Raw genomic sequence first — 16798 nt, forward strand, 5'->3', positions numbered from 1 at the left:
ACACGATGCACCTGCTCAACCCCGCAAGCGGGCCTTTCTGACATGAGCAGTTGGCCCCACGGGTACGGCTTGCACATCTTGCAAGAGGTGGACAGCACGCTTAACGAAGCCGCGCGTCTTGCACCCACGGCGCAAGGCCCCGTGTGGATCATGGCGCATCGCCAGACGGCAGCGCGCGGCAGGCGAGGGCGGGCTTGGGCCAATCCCAAGGGCAATTTGGCCTCGACCCTTCTGATGCGCCCTCAGGGTGATCCGGAGAGTGCGGCTCTGCGCAGCTTCGTAGCGGCCTTGGCCTTGTTCGATGCCTGCGTCGCCGTGACGGGCAGAACGTCAGGTTTGTCGCTAAAATGGCCCAATGATGTGTTGCTGAACGGCGGCAAGCTCGCGGGGATATTGCTGGAAAGCACGGGGCAGGGGCGCGGAGTTTCACATCTGTCGATCGGGATCGGCGTCAATTTGACGGAAGCCCCTGGCGCAGACGCGGTTGAGCCGGGCGCGGTTCGCCCAGTCTCCTTGCTGTCGGAGACCGGTGCGCATGTTACGCCTGAGGATTTTCTGACCGAACTTGCCATCGCCTATGCCGGCTATGAAACACAGTTTGTCACTTACGGTTTTGAACCGATCCGCACCGCATGGTTGGCCCGCGCAGCGCGGCTGGGAGAGGTCATTACCGCCCGTACCGCCACGTCGGAAACGGTTGGTACCTTCGAAACGGTAGACGCGGGGGGCAACCTTGTCCTAAACACCGCCAAAGGCCGTGTGAACATTCCTGCGGCGGACGTGTTTTTCTGAAGGGGGCTCAGATGCTTCTGGCCATCGACTGCGGCAATACAAATACCGTTTTCTCGATCTGGGATGGTGAGAGTTTCCTGTGTACCCTGCGCACCTCGACCCATCACTCACGCACGGCGGATGCCTATTTCACCTGGTATTCTACACTGGTGAAACACTACGGTATCGAGGCTGACATTACCGATGTTGTCATCGCCTCGACCGTACCGCGCGTGGTTTTCAATCTGCGCATCTTTGCGGATCGGTTCTTTGGTTGCCGTCCGCTAGTTGTGGGCAAACCGGATTGCCTTTTGCCTGTCGCCCCACGCATTGACGAAGGCACGGTGCCGGGGCCTGATCGCCTCGCCAATGCGGTGGGGGCGTTTGACCGTCATGGCGGGGACGTTGTGGTTGTCGATTTCGGAACCGCGACCAACTTTGACGTCGTCGCCTCTGATGGGGCCTATGTCGGAGGCATCATCGCGCCGGGCGTAAACCTGAGCCTTGAGGCACTGCACCAAGGGGCCGCCGCCCTGCCACATATCGACATTACCCGCCCGGAAAAGGTGATTGGTACGAATACGGTTGGCTGTATCCAATCCGGCGTGTATTGGGGCTATTCCGGTCTGATTGAAGGGCTGATCGCCCGCATCAAGACCGAATACGGAATGCCGATGAAAGTCGTTGGAACCGGAGGGCTCGCACCCTTGTTCGATCAGGCCGACGTGGGGTTCGACGCAATCGAAGATGATCTGACGATGCACGGGCTGACCGTGATCCATCGCTATAACAAGGAAAATGGCTCAACATGAGCAGCGAAAGACTGATCTACCTGCCGTTGGGCGGGGCCGGTGAAATCGGCATGAATGCCTATGTGTATGGCTACGGCGCGCCGGGCAAGGAACGCCTGATCCTCGTCGATCTGGGTGTGACCTTCCCTGACATGGATACCACGCCGGGGGTGGACCTGATCCATGCCGATATCTCATGGCTAAAGGAACGCGCCGACCGGCTTGAGGCGGTTTTTGTCACCCACGCGCACGAAGACCACGTGGGCGCCGTTGCGCATTGTTATGAGGCGCTGGGGGCGCCGATCTATGCGCGCGCTTTCACCGCCAATATCGCCCGTCGGAAGATGGAAGAACACGGCCACCCTGAAGATGCTGTGCTCACTGCCTCGGCTTGGCCCGAGCAGGTCTCGGCCGGGCCTTTCACCGTTGGCTTCCTGCCAGTATCGCACTCGATCCCCGAAAGCGCCGCACTGGTGATCGACACGCCCGAAGGGCGGATCGTGCATTCGGGGGATTTCAAACTGGATACAAACCCGGTGGTGGGCGAACCGTTTGATCCCGACCTTTGGGCCGAGGTCGCCAAAACCGGCGTGAAGGCACTGGTCTGTGACAGCACCAATGTGTTCTCAAGCCACCCCGGACGTTCAGAGTCCGAGGTCGGACCCGAGATCACAAAGCTGGTTGAAAGCGCTGAAGGTATGGTTGTGGCGACCACATTCGCCTCGAACGTCGCTCGGGTGAAGACCCTGGCCGAAGCTGGCCAAAGGGCCGGGCGCTCGGTCGTGCTGTTGGGCCGGGCCATGCGCCGGATGATCGAGGCTGCAACGGAAACCGGCATCCTGTCGGATTTCCCCAAAGTGATCAGCGCCGAAGAGGCCGTAGAGCTTCCGCGTCAGAACCTGATGCTGATTGTGACCGGCAGTCAGGGCGAACGCCGTGCCGCCAGCGCGCAGCTGGCTCGTGGTAAATACCGCGGCATCGAGTTGAAAGAAGGCGACCTGTTCCTGTTCTCTTCGAAAACCATTCCCGGCAACGAGCGCGGCGTGATTTTCATCATCAACCAGCTCAGCGAAAAGGGCGTGGATGTGGTGGATGACAGCTCGGGCCTTTATCACGTATCGGGCCATGCCAACCGGCCTGATCTTGAGAAAGTCCATGGGTTGATCGACCCGCAGATGGTGATCCCGATGCATGGCGAACATCGCCACCTGCGCGAACATGCCAAACTGGCCGAGGCCGGCGGACGCACGGGTGTTTTGGCCGTTAACGGCACCATGCTGGATCTGACCGGCAATGCCCCCAAGGTTGTCGACTACGTTGAGACCGGGCGGACCTATCTGGATGGCACGGTCAAGGTCGGAGCGTTGGACGGGGTTGTGCGCGACCGTATCCGCATGGCGCTGAACGGCCACGTGACAGTGACCGTCATTCTGGATGAAGAGGACGAGCCTCTGGGTGAGCCATGGTGTGATACGATGGGGCTGCCGGAGATCGGAACCTCTCGCGCTGCACTGGTTGAGGTGCTTGAGGAAGACCTGAACCAGTTCTTGATGCGGGCCGAGGCCAAGACCCTGCGCGACGATGACAAGCTGGAAGAGGCCATGCGCCGGATCGTGCGTCAGACGGCCAAGGCAGAGATCGGTAAAAAGCCCGAAGTCACGGTTGTGATCAGTCGCATGAAATAAGGTTGGGGTCAGTCAACCTCGGGCATGGGGTACCCCCTGAGCCTTTGGAACAGGCTGGCCTCATCATTGTTTAGAAAAAACGGAACAGAGGTTGGCGGTGTCGGGTCGGTGACCCGGGCTGTGATCTCGGCCAGCACGACCTCGGTGATGAAGGGCAGGTCGAAGTCTCGAACCTCGTCCAGTTTGACCCATTGCAGGTGCGACAGCTCATCCGAGGCGCGGCTGAAATCGTCCAGATCGCCGTGAATCGCCTGTGCATCGACCAGAAAGAACCGCGCATCAAACCGTCTGGGCCGACCCGGAGGGGTAACGGCCCGGAACACGAACTGAAGCGCCTCGGCCGAGGGTTTGTAGCCCAAAGCTGCAAAGCTGACCCAATCCGACGGAGCATCGCTATCCCATTCACCGGGTTGGCCAAGGACCATCCCGGTTTCCTCCCACAACTCTCGAATGGCTGCGACGGCAAGCGCCTGCTGCAGGTCAGCCTCGGCCTGCTCGGCCAAGCGATCATAGCAGAGTTGGGGCAGTTGGGCGGCCAGTGGGATGCTTGCATCCTCGGGGTCGACCGCGCCGCCTGGAAACACGAATTTGTTGGGCATGAACGCGGCTTTGGCGCCGCGTTGCCCCATCAGGATCGACGGCGCGGTGAAACGGTCCCGCAATACGATGACGGTGGCGGCGTTGCGGATGGCGGTCTTGTCGACGCTCATGCTGGTGCCCGCTGCGGTCACGCGGCTTTCTCGAACCCATGCATGCGCCGCGCCCATTGATAGGCTACGACCGCCCCTTTCAGGCGAGGCAGCAGGAACAGCGACAGCGCTATGCAGCCGACGGAAAACCCGATGGCCATGGTCCACGGGTCCGGTCGCCAATGCACGTATGACACGTGAAGCGCAGGGGCAAGCAGGTGTCCCACCAGCAGAATCGTCAGATAGGCGGGGCCGTCATCTGCGCGGTGGTGAAACAGCTCTTGCCCGCAATTTGAGCAGCTGTCGTTGACCTTCAGGTAGCTATGCAACAGCTTGCCTTCGCCACATTTCGGGCATTTGCAACGAAAGCCTTTGACCAAAGCAGGCCATGTTTCGCGCTCTTCTTCCACTGCGGGGGTGATCGTCTGATCCATGATAATGTAACTCGCGCATCTATCTTTGGCGGATAATGGGCCTGTTTGCCGTAATAGAAAAGGGGGGTGCGTCGCTTTGCATCGCCCGGTCCGGACAAGCGTTTGTGACCCGCTGATCCTTCGGTAAACTTTTTTCGACGGAAACACGCTGGTGCCGCGTTTGAATGGGTATGAGCAGCGGCAATCAGGTCGCGCCAATATGGGGAAACCGATATGAAGAACTCGAAATTCATCCCGGCAATCGTTCTGTCGGCAGTGGCGATCACAGGTACGTCGGCACTGGCAGCAGGCCCAAAGGATCGTGAGCCTGTCTCGTTTCAGGAACTGGACGCCAATGCGGACGGCCAGATCACGAAGGAAGAGATGCAGGCCCATCGCGCGCAGCGCTTCACAAAGGCGGATACTGACGGTGACGGACAGATAAGCTTTGAGGAGATGCAGGCCGCGGCCCAACAGAAAGTCAATGATCGCGTGACCAAGATGTTCGAGAAGCATGACGCGAATGGCGATGGGGTTCTCAGCACCGATGAGTTGCCCAAACCGCGCCGGGCTGACAAGATGTTTGATCGGATCGACGCGGATAGCAGCGGCGGTATCTCGGAACAGGAATTTGCAGATGCAAAAGACAAGATGGGCAAGCATCACAAAAAGCGCCAGAAATCGGACGCTGACGATAGCTGATGCAGGATGGAGGATCTGACCTCCCACCCTCAAGACGTTCGCGGTGCGAGTTGCACCGCGGGCGACCTTGGTGACGATAGGTTGCTGAGGATGTTTGCCGATGGCGACGCTGGCGCTGCGCGGATCCTGACGGACCGACTGGGCCCGCGTTGCTACTCGGTTTCTCTGCGCATGCTGGGGAATCGGGCCGAGGCCGAGGATGTGACGCAGGATGCCATGATGCGGCTGTGGCAGATGGCCCCTAAATGGGTGCCTGGCACGGCCAAAGTGTCAACCTGGCTTTATCGGGTGACGCTGAACCTGTGTCTGGACCGCAAGCGCAAAAAGACGCCTGAGCAGCTACCCGAAGAAGCTGAGCCGCCCGACAACGCGGCCAGCGTGGTTGAGAAAATGCAGGATACGGCGCGCCATGATGCGTTGCAGGTCGCGCTTATGCAATTGCCCGACCGACAGCGACAGGCCGTCGTTTTGAGGCATATTGAGGAACTGTCCAACCCCGATATTGCCGGGGTCATGGGCCTATCGATAGAAGCGGTCGAGAGCTTGACCGCACGTGGAAAGCGGGCTTTGTCGGCCATATTGGCCGGACGGCGGGAAGAACTGGGGTATGACGATGGCTGATGACGACATGGAACTGGAAAACCTGTTTGCTCAGGCGCGCAATGACCGACCCGAGTTGCCGGATGATCTTGCCGTGCGTATCCAGACAGACGCCGAAACCACTCGGCTAGGGCGGTTGGCGAAACACACGCGCCCTGAACGGTCCCTGTGGTCACGCCTTCTGGACAATATCGGTGGATGGCAGGGCTTCAGCGGCTTGGCCGCTGCTAGTGTCACCGGGATTTTCATTGGTTTTTTTGCGCCTGCCGTTCTGCCGGATACGGTCGGCCTGTTCGGCGCAACGGATGGCAGCGTTCTGGCGGCCGACCTTGGATTTGACACCAGTTTTCTGGAGAGTACGGAATGAACACTGATCCAAAACCGAAACGTCGTTGGATGCCGATCTTTCTGACCCTCTCCCTGGCGATTAACCTGTTGATCATAGGGGTGGCGGTCGGCAGCGTATTGCGGCTGAAGAATAGCGATCACGCCAAGGCACCGCCGGGTTTTGGACCCGCATTGTACCGTGCTTTGCCGAAAGAGGACCGCAAATCCTTGAGGGGAGAGCTGTCAGGCCTGCACGGCAAAGGGGCCAAGGGGCGATCGCAGGACTTCATGGCCGTGACTGAAGCGTTGCGGGCTGTTCCCTTTGATCCCGAAACCGTCACACTATTGCTGCAGCAGCAGGCGCAGGCGACCGCGGACTTGCAGGCCGCACTTCAAGAAAAATGGTTGGTTCTGGTTACGCAGATGAGCGACGAGGAGCGTCAGACCTATGCGACTCGTCTGGAAGAAGTCGTCAAACGCGGCCCACGCGGTCACAAGAAAAAGCACTGAGGCGATCAGGCCGCGCTTTGCCTGATCTGCACTTGGTTGCGCCCGGCTTGCTTAGCCGCGTAGAGCGCTTTGTCTGCGGATTTGATCAACTGCTCGACAGGTTCGGCCTCGTCGCGTGAAAGGTAGGCAGGAGCAGACATTTTCAGTCCCACACTTATGGTTACGGAAATCGGTGTGCGCTGATCGGGCAGGCGGAAAGGTACTGCACAGATCGCCTCGCACAGGGTGCTGGCCATTGTCAGCGCCTTGGCGCGCGAGATGTTGGGGATGGCAATCATGAACTCTTCCCCGCCGATACGTGCGACGAATCCGGCCTTACCGACGACCTGTTGCATCCGTGCCGCTGCTTGAGTCAGCACTAAATCACCACTGGCGTGACCGTATTCGTCGTTGATCGCCTTGAAATGATCCAGATCGGCCAGCATCAGGGAAAAACCCCGCCCGGTCTGTGCCGATTGCTGTGCAATCTGATGGATGGCTCTCATGGCATAGCGGCGGTTCTGCAACCCGGTCAGAGGGTCAATCCACGATTCCGCGATCCCTTTCTTCAGCGAATCCCGCATCTGGTCCATTCGACTTTTGCGGGCAATCTGGTTGCCCAGCCGCAAGACGATCTCATCTGCGCAGAACCCGCCGAGACAGACGGCATCTGCCCCCCGGTCCAGCGCCTCGGACGCGCGGGTGGCGTTGTTGTCGCTCAGCACCCCGATCAGAACCGTATGACGTGTAGCCCCGCGTGATCTGAGGTCGGCGAGGATGTTCAGCGCGGATCGGTCTGCATCCAGCTCGACCACGATTGCATCCGGGACCGGGCCAGAGAGCAAGGCCTGAAGGTCTGATTGGTTGTGCGAGTTCAGAGCGTAGCGGGACTGGACGGAAAGGGCTTTTTGCCAAAGCGCGCCGTTGCGCGGCGTTTGTGCAAGAACCGCAACGCGGGCCCGTTTGGGGGCTGCAACGTGTGGGGTCTCCGGCTCGGCCAGGCCAAGAGACTGGGGGTCCTCGCGGAATTGCAGGTCCTGCGTGTCAGCTCGTGCGCGCAATAGGTTACGGATACGGGCGAGCAGCAGTGTATCCTTGAACGGGTGGGTCAAAACATCATCCAGACCATCCGCCAAAACTCGCAATCGAGCTTGCTTGTCATTCTGTGCGGTCAGGGCCACCACGGGCACGTCGCCTAAGGCCGGATTTTCCGTAATCAGGCTTTTGACGTCCGCCGCTGTGCCGTCGGGCAGCGTTTGCGCGGTCAGTATTAGATCAGGCCGCACTCGCCGCAAGAGCGCGGCGAGGCCTTCCAATTTCTCACCTTGCACCACGTGGTACCACGCCGCCGTCAGCTGAACCTTCAGCATGATGCGGTTTGTGGATACCCCATCTAAAACAAGGATGGTTCCCTGCACGGACATAGTCGCTCACCATTGATTGCATGCGTGAACAAAGTGTTTATGAGTCTGGTTAACAAACCCTTTCCAAGACAGGGAACTAAGGCCAGTTTATGTCGATTTCCGAAGATTCCGCCCAAACTCTTGCCCTGAATGCCCTCGGATGGATAGTCGGGAATGAGGAGCTTTTGCCCATTTTTCTGGGCTCGACCGGCGCCGCAGCGAATGATCTGCGCGACAGGGCAGGTGAGCCCGATTTTCTAGCCTCGGTTCTGGATTTCCTGATGCTTGACGATTCGTGGATCATGGCATTTTGTGACGCGGCGGCGGTGCCGTATGACCAACCCGCTCAGGCGCAAGCGGTGTTGTCGGGTGGTTCCGACGTTCACTGGACCTGACTCTGCAGGAGCTTTTCATGCCAATAGATGCGATCGTGTTCGACAAGGACGGCACGCTGTTTGACTTCGCCAACACTTGGGGCACGTTCGGACGGACCATGTTGTTGCGCTTGGCCGAGAATGACGGGGACCGTGCGGCGGAACTGGGTCGGATCATCGGCTTCGACCTTGAGAGTGAAACCTATTCTCCTGATAGCGTCGTGATTGCGGGAACCGTTGAGGAAATCGCAGAAGCCCTATTGCCGCATGTCGATGGCATGCCGCGCAACGCCTTGATTGAGTTGATGAATGCCGAGGCCGCAGCCGCGCCGCAAGCGCAGGCGGTGCCGTTGGGGCCGTTTCTGGAGGCGTTGAAACAGGCCGGCCTCAAGCTGGGGGTCGCCACAAATGACAGCGAGTACCCGGCGTTTCAGCATCTGGAGTCGGTGGGCGTCAAAGACCATTTCGATTTCATTGCCGGTTATGACAGTGGTCATGGGTTCAAACCCGGCCCAGGCCAATTGCTGGCCTTCGCCGCGCATATCGGCGTGCAGCCTGATCGCATCGCCATGGTTGGCGACAGCCTGCACGACCTGCAGGCCGGGCGGGCGGCAGGGATGACTACGATCGGCGTCCTCACCGGTCTCGCCAAAGCCGACGTTCTGGCCCCGATGGCGGATGTGGTCTTGCCCGATATTGGTCATATTCCGGCTTGGTTGGCGGATAACTAGATCTGCAGAATCCGTTTCCGGCGGTTCAAAGCTTGTAAACGACAAAATCTGTCGCAGATGGAACGGCCTGTTCCCGCTTTCCCGGGCTTGCATGAGAGCAGGCAACTGGCAGGGAGACGAACATGGCCGGAACCAAATCGCGCAGACGTCGTAGTGGAGGGCGCGCGGGCGCTGCCGAGCGCAGGGGAAGTGCGGCTATTGATCAGATGCCGTGGAACCCTCCAGTCAATATCGATGCGCCTACCGAGCCTCTGGATCAGGACGGGATCGAGGCAATCCACGACGGTGCCATGCGAATTCTCGAAGAGATCGGGGTCGAGTTCTATAACGAAGAAGCGATCGGCATCCTGCGTGAGGCGGGCTGTACGATAAACGGTGACAACGTGCGGATGGGCCGCGATTTCGTGATGGAGATGGTGGCAAAAGCCCCCAGCCGTTTCACGATCACGCCGCGCAATCCCGACCGAAAGATCGAGATTGGTGGGCGGAACATCCTGTTTGGCAACGTCTCCTCGCCTCCGAATTACTGGGATATGGAAATCGGAACCAAGGTGCCCGGCAACCGCGAGATGTGCCGTAACCTGCTGAAGCTGACACAGTATTTCAACTGCATCCATTTTGCCGGTGGCTACCCGGTCGAGCCAGTTGATATTCACGCCAGCATCCGCCATCTGGACGTGCTCTATGACAAGCTGACCCTGACGGATAAGGCGATGCACGCCTATTCTCTGGGTAAAGAGCGGGTGGAAGACGTGATGGAGATGGTCCGCATCGCGGGCGGGTTGAGTCATGAAGAGTTCGAGGCCACGCCGCGGATGTACACCAACATCAATTCGACCTCACCGCTGAAGCACGACCACCCGATGATTGACGGCTGCTTGCGTCTGGCGCGGCGTCGTCAGGCGATTGTGGTCACACCGTTTACCTTGGCCGGAGCGATGGCCCCCGTCACCATCGCTGGTGCGGTGGCGCAATCTCTGGCCGAAGCGCTCTGTGCTATCGCTCTATTCCAGTATGTGCGCCCGGGGATTCCCTGCGTGATTGGAACCTTTACCTCGAACGTGGATATGAAATCCGGGGCCCCGGCTTTTGGGACGCCAGAGTATATGCGGGCCACTCAGATGACGGGCCAGATGGCGCGCTTCTATGGTCTGCCGATGCGATCGTCAGGCGTCTGTGCGGCGAATGTGCCGGATGGGCAATCGGTGTGGGAGACGTCAAACTCGCTCTGGGCGTCGGTGCAGTCGGGGACCAACATGGTCTATCACGCGGCGGGATGGCTTGAGGGCGGGTTGATCGCAAGTCCTGAAAAGTTCATCATGGATTGCGAAATCCTTCAGCAAATTCAGAGGTATATGAATCCTGATCTCACCGCGACCGGCCCGGATGAGATCGCCCTGGACGCGATCCGTGCGGTCGGGAATGACGGGCATTTCTTTGGCATTCAGCACACTCAGGACCGCTACACGACCGCCTTCTATCAACCGTTTCTGAGCGACTGGAAGAATTACGAAGGCTGGGAGATCGCAGGAGGTATTTGGACCGCGGAACGCGCGCATCACATGTTCAAAGAGATCATCGGAAGCTTTGAGGCCCCGGCTCTGGACGAGGGTATTCGCGAGGAGTTGGCCGAGTTCGTCACCCGCCGTAAAGCCGAAGGCGGGGCACCGACGGATTTTTGATATCGCTATGATACTAAGAGGTCTTTCCGCTGATCAGCAGCGGTTCTTGGCTATTTGTTAAGGATTGTCAGGCCACAGTACGGGTGCAACCAATCTGAGGCATCTGATGCATGGTCTGATCAATCGGGCGATACAGTCGTTTGTATGCGCAACCTACGGGCGGCCGTGCTGGCAGCGCGTAACAGATTCGGCCGGATTGGGGTTTTCCGAGTTTGAGGCCATGTTGACCTACGACGACGCGATAACGGCCTCTCTGCTGGATGCGCTGAGTACGGAACTCGCCCGGCCGCGCCCCGAGATTCTGGAAGACGTGGGAACCTATCTGGTCTCGCATCCCAATACCGAAGCACTGCGTCGTCTATTGCGATTTGGCGGTGTGACTTATGTAGAATTCCTCCATTCCCTTGATGATCTGGCGGATCGGGTCCGACTGGCCGTGTCCGACCTGTCTCTTCCGGCCCTTGAATTACAAGAGCTTTCGCAGACTGAATTCCAGCTTACCTGCGGGCCTGGACTGCCCGGATATGCCAGCGCAATGGTCGGGGTTTTGCGTGCGATGGCAGACGATTACGGCGCTTTGGTGATGTTGTCGTATGAAGGTCAGCAGGGCGAGGCTGAGGTGATCTCGATCTTACTTGTCGAAAGTGCATTTGCTGAGGGGCGGCAATTCGATTTGGGGGCGCGGGGCGCATGACGCGGATGGATGATCTGGCAGAGTTGCTGAAATCCCTGTGTCCGATGTTTTTGCTGGTTGACCAGAAAGGTCGCATCCTGCGCGTCGGCCCTACATTGCAGAAGCTGCGCCCGGATTGCCTCATGGAGAGGCAAAGTTTCCTAGATGTTTTTGAGATGGTTCGCCCCCGTACGGTGACAACCAAACCTGCGCTCATGGCCATGGCCGGGGCGAATCTGCACCTCAGGTTTCACGATGAGCCGCGTACGGCCCTCAAGGGGCTGGTTGCACCGCTTCCGGGCGGGGAAGGGGCGGTTATCAACTTGTCCTTCGGTATCTCGATCCTCGACGCGGTGCGGGACTATGCCCTGACCAGCGCTGATTTTTCCGGCACTGATCTGGCGATCGAACTTCTCTATCTGGTTGAGGCAAAATCGGCCGCAATGGATGCGTCGCGATCATTGAACCTCAGGCTGCAGGGCGCAATGCTTGCGGCAGAGGAGCAGGCTTATACCGACACCCTGACCGGTGTAAAAAACCGGCGCGCAATGGACAGCCATCTAGGGCAGATGACCGCGTCGAACTCGTCATTCGCAGTGATGCAAATCGATCTGGACTACTTCAAATCTGTGAACGACCGGCTGGGACATGCTGCAGGGGATTTTGTCTTGCAACAGGCCGCCCTAATCATGATCGAAGAAACCCGAGACGGCGACACGGTAGCGCGAATCGGTGGGGACGAGTTCGTCATCATCTTCCAAGGCCTGTCCAATACCGACCGGCTTTCAACTATCGCAGACCGGTTGATCGAAAGACTGAACCAACCGATGAGCTTTCAGGACAAGGATTGCTGTATTTCCGCAAGTATCGGCACGGCCTTATCCTCGCATTTTGACAATCCGAGGGCCGAAGATGTTTTGCAGGCCTCGGACCTGGCGCTGTATCAGGCCAAGCGAGAGGGTCGATCCTGCCACCGTCTGTATTCCACGTTGCTCAAGGCGCAATCCTGAGATCAGGCAGTAGAAAACGCCGCTTGAAGAGTGTCTGCGATTTGGCGCTGTATCGGGGGTAATTCGCCGATCACTGGCAGAACTGTGCCGCGGAAATGCGCCTTGTCCAACTCTTCTGGGACATCTTCCAGAACGTGACCTCCGCGACAGGCGAAGAACGGCAGGCAGATTGACTGCTCTGATGCCCCATTGGCGGCATCGGAAATCGACGGAGGTTCCTCGACAAATCCGACGCGGATCGAGCGGAACGTCATTCTCTGCGACAGTTGCTCGGCAAAGTCTTTTGCAACGGTCGAAGGGTTTCTACTGCGGCCTGAGCCATGCGCGGCGATGATCAGATCGGAAGCAGCCGCGCTCCAGTCGTTTTCCTTCAGGGCCGATTTCAACACGTCGCTGACAAGATCGGGAAGCATGGGGTCGGTGCCCAACGGGTCCAGAATTCGCAAGTTGCGATCCCCGATACGTCTTGGCAAGGCGCTGGTAACAAACCAGCCCTTGGCCATGAACAGGGGGTAAATCACCGTGTCGTGTGGCAGGCTGTCCATCACCTCTTCAAGTGCGCCGGGATTTGCCAGCGTTGCAGAATGGACCGACGCTTCGGCCGCGAGGGCGTTCACCTCAGCGGCGAACGTGGCCAGCGATGCCTCAGCTGGTTCCGGATCTGAGGGCTGACCATGGGCAACGATGATGGCGTGCGGCATTCCGGGCTCCTGTTCCTGAGCGGTAAGTGTGTCGCCGGTTCTCTATGTCAAGGCGCGTGTTAGCCCAAAACTGTCAGCCAAAGCCAGACGGTCATGATTGAGGCGGCGGTTCCGATCAGCACCGACGAGGCCGCGACCCGTTTGGCGCGCCCGTACATGTTGGCGAAAATATAGGCGTTGAAACCCGGGGCCATCGCTGCGTTCAGCACTCCGGAGCGGAACAGGTCTTGCGGCAGCCCTGTGGATGTTCCGAAAAGCCACACGAGGCTTGGGTGCAACATCAGAGAAATCCCGCAAACATATGCGATCGTGCGCAGATCGCCTTCGGGTTTGTATTTCACCAGCACGCCGCCCAGCGCGAACAAGGCTCCGGGCAGGGCAGCACGAGTTACCAGTTCCAGCGCCTCATCCACCACCTGTGGAATAACCAACCCAGAGAGATTGACGACAAAGCCCAGCGCGATGCCAAGGATCAACGCGTTCTTGAACATCGCAGACAGAACCGAGCGCACCATCTTTGTACCGCCATGGCCGCGATTGCGCACGATCTCCATAACCGTGATCCCAACGCCGTAGCAGAACGGTGAGTGGAAGGCGATGATCGCGTAGTTGCCCGTCAGGCTTTCTGGTCCATAGGCGCGTTCGGTAATGGGCAGGCCCAGAAGGACCGAGTTCGAGAACAGGCAGCAAAAGCCGATGGCGACGCAGTCTTCCCAATCGCGGCCAAAGATCAGCCGTGCCCCGAATAGCCCTGCAGTGAAACAAAGCGCGGCTGCGGAATAGAAACTGACCAGAAGTCGAGGGTCGAAACTGGCGCTGAGATCTAGATGAGCGATAGCTAAAAACAGAAGGCAGGGAATTGCAAAGCCCTGCGTGAAGCGCATCAACCCGTCGACATGCACCTCTTTGAAATAGCCCGAACGGGTCGCAGCATAGCCTGCGCCAATCACCAGAAAGACCGGCAGGATAACGTCAATCAGGCTTTGAAGCATATCGCCCCCGGTTCTGGCGATATGTGTGCCGCAAACGGCAGGGCCTTACAGCGCTTGCTCGATCACCATCCCGTCATAGGCGGGGGTGATGTGATCGGCGGTTTCAGCCTCGACCGTCGCATAGTCCAGGTCGATATGCATATTGGTCAGGACGGCGCGTTTGGGTTCCAGTTTCTCAATCCACCCCAGGGTTTTTTCCAGATGCGCATGGGTAGGATGCGGCGCGCGGCGCAGGGCGTCGATGACCAGACAATCCAGCCCTTCCATCTCGGTCCATGCATCGTCATAGATTTCGGCGACGTCTGGCAGATAGGCTAGCTTGCCCATCCGAAACCCCAGCGAGTCGATTGAACCATGGTTCACGCGGAACGGGCGCAGGGGGATCGGACCTCCAGGACCGTCGATCTCGAAAGGGCCGTCAATAGATTTCAGCTCCAGAATCGGTGGGTACGGAGAGCCCTCGGGCTGGATGAACGCATATCCGAACCGTCCGAGCAGGGCATTCTGGGTGTCGCCATCCGCCCAGACCGGCACACGGGTCTTCATGTTGAAGACGATCATTCTCAGATCATCAAGGCCGTGCACATGATCGGCGTGAGAATGAGTATACACCACCCCATCGAGCCGCCCGGTTCCGGTATCCAGAAGCTGGCTGCGCATATCTGGCGAGGTGTCGATCAGGACCGAGGTCGTGCCCTCTGGCCCGTCTCTTTCGACCAGCATCGAGCAGCGGCGGCGGATATTTTTTGGGTTCTCGGGGTCGCAAGCGCCCCAATGCCCACCAAGGCGCGGTACGCCGCCCGAGGACCCGCAGCCGAGAATGGTGCAGCGCAGCTGTGTCATGCGGCGGCCTTATACTGTGCCACTTTTGAGAACAGGCGGTCGAAGTTCACCTGTGTCTGGGCGGCGAAATCTGCGTAGTCAATGCCGAATACCTCGGCCCCTTTGCGGGCGGTGTGCGCGGTATAGGCGGGTTCATTGCGTTTACCGCGGTATGGGGGCGGTGCAAGATAGGGGGCGTCGGTTTCGACCAGAATGCGATCTGCCGGAGCGGTCGCGAAGATATCGCGCAGCTCCTGACTTTTGGGGAATGCAGCGATCCCGGACATCGACAGATAGAACCCAAGGTCCAAGGCAGCCTTTGCCAGCTCGGCCGATGATGAGAAACAGTGCATCACGCAGGAATAGGGCGCGTTGCGGTATTCCTCAGTCAGAATGCGCGCCATATCGTCATCGGCTGCGCGGGCGTGAATAATCAGAGGTAGGCCGGTGCGTTGGGCCGCCTCGATATGAATGCGCAGGGATTGCTTTTGCACCTCGGCGCTGTCGGCAGTGTAGTGATAGTCCAGCCCGGTCTCACCGATGCCCACGAACTTGGGGTGCTGCGCCAGTGCGACCAGTTCATCGACCGTCGCCATTGGCTCGTCCGCCGCGCTCATCGGGTGGGTACCGGCGGCATAGAACACCGGCGCATGAGCCTCGGCGATGGCGCGAACGTTGGGTTCATTGCGCAGGCGGGTGCAAATGGTGACCATGCGGGTCACACCGGCCTCGGCTGCATTGGCGATGATCTGGTCCAACTGCCCTTCGAAATCGGGGAAGTCCAGATGGCAATGGCTATCGGTGATCTGGGGGGTGTTGCTCATCTGCTCTGACCGGAGGTTTCTTGTATCTTGAACATCGTATCTAGGACCAACGCGGCAGGGTCAAGGTTCACCGCCTGACCATGACGTGCCCGGGCGGTGATCGTTGCCGCCACCTCGGCCCAGTTGCGGGCCTGATGGGGTGAGGCCGAAAGCCGGGTCAGAGTTTCCGCCTCGTTGGGGGCGGCTTCCGGTAAGGGGGCTGCGCCTGTCGCGCCGGTCATTGCCAGACGAGATAGTGCCACGTCGATCAGGGTCAGCAACAGCTCGAAACGTTCGGCTGCGCCGCGCTGGGCGGCGGCTTCGGCCAGCTTGAGGGCACGCTGACGGTCCATTCGGGGCAAGGTGCCCAGAATGGCGATCAACTCGGCATAGATTTCAAGCCCGCCCAGATTGATGAGACGGACCGCATCGCCCACCGACCCAGCGGCCAGAGCGGCAAGGTGATCGGTTTGGCTGGGAACCTCCGCCCCGGTCTGCGCCAAAGCGGCCTGCATATCCTCAGGGCCCAACGGTGAGAGACGCAAGGTGCGGCAACGGGACCGGATGGTCGGCAACAGGCGCGAGGGTTGGTGCGAGATCAGCAGCAACGTGGTGCGCGCCGGTGGCTCCTCCAGCATTTTCAGAAGGGCATTCGCAGCACTGACATTCATCTCATCAGCCGCGTCCACAATGACCACACGCCGCCCGCCATCTGCCGAGGATAGGCCGAAGAACTTGCCCAGCTTGCGGATGTCATCCACCACGATCTCATTCCGGAGACGCCCCTGATCGTTCAACGACCGGGTGATCGCCGCCAGCCCCGGTTCAGCGCCAGCAGTTATGCGATGCGACACCGGGTGGTCCGGGTCGATCTCTAGAGTCTCCGGGGGCGGAGGCGCGCCAAACAGCCCTCGGTCATCCAACGGAGGGGTGGCGAGCAGAAACTGCGCGATCCGCCATGCCAGCGTGGCTTTGCCGACGCCGCGCGGGCCGGTCAGAAGCCAACCATGGTGAAGCCGGTCCGAGTTGTAGGCGCTCAGAAACGCTTGCTCGGCCGTGTCCTGCCCGAACAGCTGCGCGGTCTCACGCGGATGCGGCGCTCCGGGCGCTTGATCTGGGGTTGGGGTGTCGTCGCTCATC

20 protein-coding genes are annotated in these 16798 nt (G+C 59.4%); 12 read left to right on the forward strand and 8 right to left on the reverse strand.

The genetic code is table 11. The features are described 5' to 3' along the window. Positions 1-42: 42 nt before the first annotated feature. From ACR0JF_RS15515 to ACR0JF_RS15525, 3 genes are read left to right on the forward strand one after another with little or no spacing between them, the layout of a single operon-like run. Positions 43-792 carry a biotin--[acetyl-CoA-carboxylase] ligase gene (locus ACR0JF_RS15515; protein WP_170660710.1) on the forward strand — a complete coding sequence of 250 codons (750 nt, stop codon included), beginning with the start codon at positions 43-45 and terminating at the stop codon, positions 790-792. A gap of 11 nt (positions 793-803) precedes the next feature. After that, positions 804-1583: a type III pantothenate kinase gene (locus ACR0JF_RS15520; RefSeq protein WP_170660711.1), complete on the forward strand. Its 780-nt coding sequence runs from the start codon at positions 804-806 to the stop codon at positions 1581-1583. After that, a complete protein-coding gene (locus tag ACR0JF_RS15525; protein ID WP_170660712.1) occupies positions 1580-3247 on the forward strand; it encodes a ribonuclease J in 1668 nt (555 codons plus the stop codon). Before ACR0JF_RS15520 ends, ACR0JF_RS15525 begins: the two co-directional genes overlap by 4 nt. A gap of 8 nt (positions 3248-3255) precedes the next feature. Here the strand turns inward: ACR0JF_RS15525 and ACR0JF_RS15530 are convergent, their stop codons facing one another. Both ACR0JF_RS15530 and ACR0JF_RS15535 read right to left on the reverse strand, forming a co-directional pair. After that, positions 3256-3957 carry an NUDIX hydrolase gene (locus tag ACR0JF_RS15530; RefSeq protein ID WP_170660713.1) on the reverse strand — a complete coding sequence of 234 codons (702 nt, stop codon included), beginning with the start codon at positions 3955-3957 and terminating at the stop codon, positions 3256-3258. A gap of 17 nt (positions 3958-3974) precedes the next feature. Further along, positions 3975-4370: a DUF983 domain-containing protein gene (locus ACR0JF_RS15535; RefSeq protein WP_170467859.1), complete on the reverse strand. Its 396-nt coding sequence runs from the start codon at positions 4368-4370 to the stop codon at positions 3975-3977. Between the two features lie 213 nt (positions 4371-4583). Here ACR0JF_RS15535 and ACR0JF_RS15540 point away from each other — a divergent pair, with 213 nt between their 5' ends. Genes ACR0JF_RS15540 through ACR0JF_RS15555 form a run of 4 tightly spaced genes read left to right on the forward strand, consistent with a single transcriptional unit; the run spans position 4584 to position 6488 of the window. After that, positions 4584-5051: an EF-hand domain-containing protein gene (locus ACR0JF_RS15540; protein ID WP_170660714.1), complete on the forward strand. Its 468-nt coding sequence runs from the start codon at positions 4584-4586 to the stop codon at positions 5049-5051. Positions 5052-5057: 6 nt separating this feature from the next. Further along, positions 5058-5672, forward strand: coding sequence for an RNA polymerase sigma factor (locus ACR0JF_RS15545; protein ID WP_170660715.1), 615 nt, complete (start codon positions 5058-5060; stop codon positions 5670-5672). Next, positions 5665-6018, forward strand: a complete 354-nt coding sequence (locus ACR0JF_RS15550) for a hypothetical protein (protein WP_170660716.1) — start codon at positions 5665-5667, stop codon at positions 6016-6018. The genes ACR0JF_RS15545 and ACR0JF_RS15550 overlap by 8 nt, the downstream gene beginning before the upstream one ends. Continuing rightward, entirely contained in the window at positions 6015-6488 is a 474-nt protein-coding gene (locus tag ACR0JF_RS15555; protein WP_170660717.1) for a periplasmic heavy metal sensor, read from the forward strand. Before ACR0JF_RS15550 ends, ACR0JF_RS15555 begins: the two co-directional genes overlap by 4 nt. 5 nt (positions 6489-6493) lie before the next feature. Here the strand turns inward: ACR0JF_RS15555 and ACR0JF_RS15560 are convergent, their stop codons facing one another. Next, entirely contained in the window at positions 6494-7891 is a 1398-nt protein-coding gene (locus ACR0JF_RS15560; protein WP_170660718.1) for a diguanylate cyclase, read from the reverse strand. 89 nt (positions 7892-7980) lie between these two features. Between ACR0JF_RS15560 and ACR0JF_RS15565 the strand changes: the two genes are divergently transcribed. The 5 genes from ACR0JF_RS15565 (at position 7981) to ACR0JF_RS15585 (ending at position 12340) form a co-directional block, all read left to right on the forward strand. Then, a complete protein-coding gene (locus ACR0JF_RS15565) occupies positions 7981-8265 on the forward strand; it encodes a DUF3572 domain-containing protein (protein WP_170660719.1) in 285 nt (94 codons plus the stop codon). Positions 8266-8282: 17 nt separating this feature from the next. Continuing rightward, the gene (locus tag ACR0JF_RS15570) at positions 8283-8975 is read left to right on the forward strand and encodes an HAD family hydrolase (protein ID WP_170660720.1); all 693 of its coding nucleotides are present in this window, start codon (positions 8283-8285) and stop codon (positions 8973-8975) included. A 122-nt stretch (positions 8976-9097) separates the two neighbouring features. After that, a complete protein-coding gene (locus tag ACR0JF_RS15575) occupies positions 9098-10657 on the forward strand; it encodes a trimethylamine methyltransferase family protein (protein WP_170660721.1) in 1560 nt (519 codons plus the stop codon). A gap of 106 nt (positions 10658-10763) precedes the next feature. Beyond that, positions 10764-11351 (forward strand): heme NO-binding domain-containing protein, encoded by a 588-nt coding sequence (locus tag ACR0JF_RS15580; RefSeq protein WP_170467842.1) that lies wholly within the window; start codon positions 10764-10766, stop codon positions 11349-11351. Beyond that, positions 11348-12340 carry a GGDEF domain-containing protein gene (locus ACR0JF_RS15585; protein WP_170660722.1) on the forward strand — a complete coding sequence of 331 codons (993 nt, stop codon included), beginning with the start codon at positions 11348-11350 and terminating at the stop codon, positions 12338-12340. The genes ACR0JF_RS15580 and ACR0JF_RS15585 overlap by 4 nt, the downstream gene beginning before the upstream one ends. 2 nt (positions 12341-12342) lie before the next feature. Here ACR0JF_RS15585 and ACR0JF_RS15590 read toward each other — a convergent pair whose 3' ends face one another. From ACR0JF_RS15590 to ACR0JF_RS15610, 5 genes are read right to left on the reverse strand one after another with little or no spacing between them, the layout of a single operon-like run. Beyond that, complete coding sequence (locus ACR0JF_RS15590; protein WP_170660723.1) at positions 12343-13041, reverse strand: CbiX/SirB N-terminal domain-containing protein; 699 nt, start codon at positions 13039-13041, stop codon at positions 12343-12345. 59 nt (positions 13042-13100) lie between these two features. Then, positions 13101-14033 (reverse strand): AEC family transporter, encoded by a 933-nt coding sequence (locus ACR0JF_RS15595; RefSeq protein WP_170660724.1) that lies wholly within the window; start codon positions 14031-14033, stop codon positions 13101-13103. Positions 14034-14078: 45 nt separating this feature from the next. After that, complete coding sequence (locus tag ACR0JF_RS15600; RefSeq protein ID WP_170660725.1) at positions 14079-14876, reverse strand: MBL fold metallo-hydrolase; 798 nt, start codon at positions 14874-14876, stop codon at positions 14079-14081. Continuing rightward, positions 14873-15679 (reverse strand): TatD family hydrolase, encoded by an 807-nt coding sequence (locus ACR0JF_RS15605; protein WP_170660726.1) that lies wholly within the window; start codon positions 15677-15679, stop codon positions 14873-14875. The genes ACR0JF_RS15600 and ACR0JF_RS15605 overlap by 4 nt, the downstream gene beginning before the upstream one ends. Beyond that, positions 15676-16797 carry a DNA polymerase III subunit delta' gene (locus ACR0JF_RS15610; protein WP_170660727.1) on the reverse strand — a complete coding sequence of 374 codons (1122 nt, stop codon included), beginning with the start codon at positions 16795-16797 and terminating at the stop codon, positions 15676-15678. The genes ACR0JF_RS15605 and ACR0JF_RS15610 overlap by 4 nt, the downstream gene beginning before the upstream one ends. Position 16798 lies beyond the last annotated feature (1 nt).

The sequence above is a fragment of the Ruegeria sp. BG11 genome (assembly GCF_056538565.1).